Source organism: Shigella sp. SIG6, assembly GCF_053555815.1.
Map to the genome: position 1 here is coordinate 1 of NZ_JBQZXC010000187.1, position 4,967 is coordinate 4,967.

At 49.1% G+C, this 4,967-nt stretch carries 5 protein-coding genes and 1 pseudogene; 1 reads left to right on the forward strand and 5 read right to left on the reverse strand.

Going from position 1 to position 4,967, the window contains the following annotated elements; translation table 11 throughout:
* Positions 1–66 precede the first annotated feature (66 nt).
* The 4 genes and pseudogenes from cra to ilvI all read right to left on the reverse strand — a co-directional run bounded on the left by cra (position 67) and on the right by ilvI (position 3,469).
* Positions 67–1,071 (reverse strand): catabolite repressor/activator, encoded by a 1,005-nt coding sequence (gene cra / locus ACUU1M_RS18745; protein ID WP_000762401.1) that lies wholly within the window; start codon positions 1,069–1,071, stop codon positions 67–69.
* An 81-nt stretch (positions 1,072–1,152) separates the two neighbouring features.
* Positions 1,153–1,239 (reverse strand): fruR/shl operon leader peptide, encoded by an 87-nt coding sequence (locus ACUU1M_RS18750; RefSeq protein WP_001303787.1) that lies wholly within the window; start codon positions 1,237–1,239, stop codon positions 1,153–1,155.
* 11 nt (positions 1,240–1,250) lie between these two features.
* On the reverse strand, positions 1,251–1,742 hold the full coding sequence (ilvN, locus tag ACUU1M_RS18755; RefSeq protein ID WP_005072581.1) for an acetolactate synthase small subunit: 492 nt from the start codon (positions 1,740–1,742) through the stop codon (positions 1,251–1,253).
* A 2-nt stretch (positions 1,743–1,744) separates the two neighbouring features.
* Positions 1,745–3,469: pseudogene (gene ilvI, locus ACUU1M_RS18760) on the reverse strand (acetolactate synthase 3 large subunit).
* A gap of 118 nt (positions 3,470–3,587) precedes the next feature.
* Between ilvI and ACUU1M_RS18765 the strand changes: the two are divergent.
* Complete coding sequence (locus ACUU1M_RS18765) at positions 3,588–3,632, forward strand: hypothetical protein (RefSeq protein WP_128566915.1); 45 nt, start codon at positions 3,588–3,590, stop codon at positions 3,630–3,632.
* 154 nt (positions 3,633–3,786) lie between these two features.
* Here the strand turns inward: ACUU1M_RS18765 and leuO are convergent, their stop codons facing one another.
* Positions 3,787–4,731, reverse strand: coding sequence for a transcriptional regulator LeuO (gene leuO, locus ACUU1M_RS18770; RefSeq protein ID WP_005072576.1), 945 nt, complete (start codon positions 4,729–4,731; stop codon positions 3,787–3,789).
* Positions 4,732–4,967: the final 236 nt, after the last annotated feature.

Consider the following 4,967-nt stretch of genomic DNA (forward strand, 5'->3'; position numbering starts at 1 on the left):
TGATGTCCAGTCCCGTACTCTACGCGCCAGAGGGAAATTCACCTGGCGCGTATTTTTGTTCGCGGCTTAGCTACGGCTGAGCACGCCGCGGCGATAGAGATTACGTTTAATGCGCGTTAAACCAGGTTTTGGCTTACGCGGTTCGTCCAGGCTTGCCAGGACAATCTCCAGCACACGCTCTGCGACATCGCGGTGACGTTGAGCCACTGCCAGCACCGGACACTGTAAGAAGTCGAGCAGTTCGTTATCGCCAAAGGTGGCAATTGCCAGGTCAGAAGGCAGTTTGCCGTCGCGACGCAGCGTGACATCCATCACTCCTTGCAACAACGCAAACGACGTTGTGAACAGCGCCTGCGGCATCGGATGCGTTTCCAGCCATTTTTCGAATAACTGGGCAGCCGCCTCCCGCTCATAGCTGTTGGCATACAGGAAATGCACTTCGCGCGGATCATCTTTCCAAGCAGTACGGAAACCTTGTTCACGCAGGAAGCTGACAGAAAGCTCCGGCAGCGCGCCAAGATAAAGCACCGTCTCGGCGGGAAACTTACGTAACTCTTCCGCCAGCATTTCGGCATCATCCTGATCGGCACCAACCACGCTGGTGAAATGTTCACGATCGAGGGCGCGGTCCAGCGCGACAATCGGGAACGGGTCGTTAGCCCAGCGTTGATAAAAAGGATGCTCAGGTGGCAACGACGTCGAAACAATAATGGCATCAACCTGACGCTGTAAAAGGTGCTCAATGCAGCGCATTTCGTTGTCTGGCTGATCTTCTGAGCAGGCAATCAGCAGTTGATAACCCCGTTGCCGCGCCTGGCGTTCAAGATAGTTAGCGATGCGGGTATAGCTGGTGTTCTCCAGATCGGGGATCACAAGACCAATAGAACGTGTGCGTCCAGCACGAAGCCCAGCTGCCACGGCGTTCGGGTGGTAATTGTGCTCACGCACCACAGCCATGACTTTTTCAACGGTTTTGTCGCTCACACGGTATTGCTTCGCTTTGCCGTTAATAACATAGCTTGCAGTGGTCCGCGACACTCCCGCCAGCCGAGCGATTTCATCCAGTTTCACAATTGCCCCTTGCGTAAAATGTAAAAACCATAGCCATTGTACTGGTATGGGTTAAATTCATTAACATCTAAGCGCAGAAAATTAACTGCGGCAACTGCTTTTATTCCAGGTTCCCACTGATTTCGCAAAAAAAGCCCAACGTGACATGTTGGGCTGCAAATTGCGCACTGAGATCATTCTCAACGCATTATTTTATCGCCGCGCGAAAGTCCGACCACACCAGAGCGAGCAACTTCCACAATTTTCGCCACATCGCGAATCGATGCTAAAAATGCATCAAGCTTATCGCTGGTGCCTGCTAATTGAACGGTATAAATCGAGGGGGTGACATCGATAATTTGCCCACGGAATATTTCCGTATTACGTTTCACTTCGTCACGCCCGTAACCGCTGGCCTGAATTTTCACCAGCATGATTTCCCGCTCAACATGCGCGCCCTGCCCCAACTCACTCACGCGCAAGACATCGACCAGCTTGTGTAATTGCTTTTCGATCTGCTCAAGTACTTTTTCATCGCCCACGGTCTGGATGGTCATACGCGATAATGTCGGATCGTCGGTTGGCGCAACGGTCAGGCTTTCAATGTTGTAGCCTCGCTGGGAAAAAAGGCCAATCACGCGGGATAACGCGCCTGATTCATTTTCGAGTAAGACTGATAATATCCGGCGCATAATCAGGTTCTCTCCGTTTTGCTTAACCACATTTCATCCATTCCGCCCCCGCGAATCTGCATCGGGTAGACGTGCTCACTGCCATCGACGGTAACATCAACAAACACCAGGCGATTATTGCGCACCTGTTCCAGCGCCTCGCTAAGTTTGCTTTCCAGCTCATGCGGATGAGAGATCTGGATCCCGACGTGACCATAGGCTTCCGCCAGACGGACGAAATCGGGTAGTGATTGCATATAAGATTGTGAATGACGGCCGGAATAGATCATGTCCTGCCACTGTTTCACCATCCCCAGATAGCGGTTATTGAGATTCACCACCAGTACGGGCAACTCGTATTGCAACGCGGTAGACAGTTCCTGGATGTTCATCTGAATACTGCCGTCGCCAGTGACGCAAACCACGGTTTCTTCTGGCAACGCCATTTTGACGCCCAGTGCCGCAGGTAAACCAAAACCCATCGTGCCGAGACCGCCGGAATTGATCCAGCGACGCGGTTTGTCGAATGGATAATAAAGCGCAGCAAACATCTGGTGCTGCCCGACATCGGACGTCACGTAAGCGTCCCCATTAGTCAACCGCCAAAGAGTCTCGATCACCGCCTGCGGTTTAATCTTTTCACTGTGAGTGTCATATTTCAAGCACTGAAGAGCGCGCCACTGTTCAATCTGCTACCACCAGTCGCGGATCTCATCCAGCGGTTGATGGGCGGATTCTTGCGACAGGAGTTCAAGCATTTGTTCGAGGACCTGGCGAGCATCCCCCACAATCGGGATATCCGCAGTCACGGTTTTAGAAATGGAAGTAGGATCAATATCGATATGCAGAACAGTGGCATTTGGGCAGTACTTTGCCAGATTGTTCGTCGTTCGGTCATCAAATCGTACCCCGACGGCGAAAATCACATCCGCGTTATGCATCGTCATATTGGCTTCGTAGGTACCGTGCATTCCCAGCATGCCCAGTGCCTGACGATGCGTTGCCGGAAACGCCCCCAGCCCCATCAATGAGGAAACAACGGGCAGATTCAACGCCTCCACCGTTTCTTTCAACTGCTGATGGCAGCCCGCCATGATTGCCCCACCGCCTACGTAGACAACCGGTTTTTTTGCCGCTACCAGCGTTTGCAGAGCACGCTTAATTTGCCCTTTATGTCCGGTAGTAGTGGGATTGTAAGAACGCATACTGACCGACTCAGGGCAGACATAGGGTAATTTGTTCGCCGGATTAAGAATATCTTTCGGTAAATCAACGACCACTGGTCCTGGGCGACCACTTGCCGCCAGCCAGAAAGCCTTTTTCAGCACCTGCGGAATGTCTTCCGTTTGCTTAACCAGAAAACTGTGTTTAACCACCGGTCGCGAAATCCCCACCATGTCGCACTCCTGAAAGGCATCGTAACCTATCAACGAGGTCGCTACCTGCCCGGAAAGGACAACTAATGGAATGGAATCCATATAAGCGGTGGCGATGCCGGTAATCGCATTGGTCGCCCCTGGACCCGACGTTACCAGCACGACGCCGACTTCCCCGGTCGCACGCGCCAGGCCATCGGCCATATGCACCGCCGCCTGCTCATGACGAACTAATACATGATCAATACCACCCACGGTATGCAATGCATCGTAAATATCAAGGACTGCGCCTCCGGGATAACCGAATACTTGTTTAACGCCCTGATCGATAAGCGATCGGACGACCATCTCGGCTCCAGACAACATCTCCATGGCCTGCCTCACTGTTTGACGGAAAAAATGTGTAAAACACATTAACCGTCCGATCTTGCTTAAGCAATTGGCAGCCAGAGACATAAACGCAGGGTAATAAGAATAAACAGGAGGAAAGGTGAAAAGAAACGATAAAATCCTCCATTACGAAGGATTAAATTGATAATAAATCGGCTGAATCCCACAACTTACAGCAATTTCTCTATTTTTTTAATTAATCCTAAAATAGAGAGTCCACACATTCAGAATAAAATTCTACATTCAATAAAAAATGCAGAATAAACCAGACATTCATGTCTGGCCTATTCTGCATTCAGTTAGCGTTTGCAAATTGAGACTAATTGTTCTTCCATCCACTGATGGCCTTTATCGCGCCCGGCAGCTTCATGCCAAGAGAGATAACAGGTTCTGCTGTTTTGTTTTAACGGCAGCGGTAATACCTGTAATTCTAAGGATTCAGCGAACTCTTCAGCCAGCCAACGCGGCGCAATAGCGACCAAATGCGTTTGCGACACCACGCTAAGTACGCTCATCATTGCCATGCCCTGATACGCGATACTGGCTTGCTTATCTACCGTGTCATACCAAGGTTGACTAAATGACGCGAAACGATCGAGCGAAACCGCCGCATGTTGTTCGTTATAAACATCATGTTTCAGTAACGGGCCTTTAATTGTTGGATGATTTTTGCTGGCTACCAGCACCATTTCATCTTTAAATAATGGCACGCTGGTAAATTCAGGACGATGGAAGTCTTCATAACTAATCACAAACTCCGTTTCCTGATAACGCAGCTGATGTTCAGTGTTCTGATTTAATGAAGACTTGAACATAACATGTATATTTGGCGCAATCTGCTCAATGTGATTATAAATCTGCGAGGTCAGAATGCTGTCTAACGGGCTGCAAACACAAAGATGAAATACACGTTCACTGCTCGCGGGTTCAAAACCTGAACCAGGCAATTCATTTTGTACTAGTTGCAATGCCTGGCGAACTGAACCAAAAAGTTGAAATGCGCGAGCAGTCGGTTGAATACCACGGCCATAACGAACAAAAAGCTCGTCATTAAACATCACCTTCAGGCGTGCAACAGCGTTACTGACCGCAGGTTGCGACATACCCAGAACATGAGCGGCACGGGTAATGTTTTGCTCCTGTATCACGGCATCGAAAACGGTTAATAAGTTGAGATCGACCATGCGTAGCTGTGGCTTGCTTAACTCCGCCGTCTCTGAATGATCTGTTTGTACCTCTGGCATACTTAACTCCACTGTCACACTTAACTCCCTTTCCCTTATTGGAATGCAGAGAAATAATCCTGAAGAATATGATTTATCATGCATATAAAATAAGAAAAAGCAAAATGAGTAAAATTCGGAAAACATAAAGATACGGGTTCTGATAAAAACAGAATCCATTGCCGTGGAATGAGTCATTTACCACAGCATAATAATCCATAATGTTTTTGTTGCGAAAACAATCTAATCATAACTAC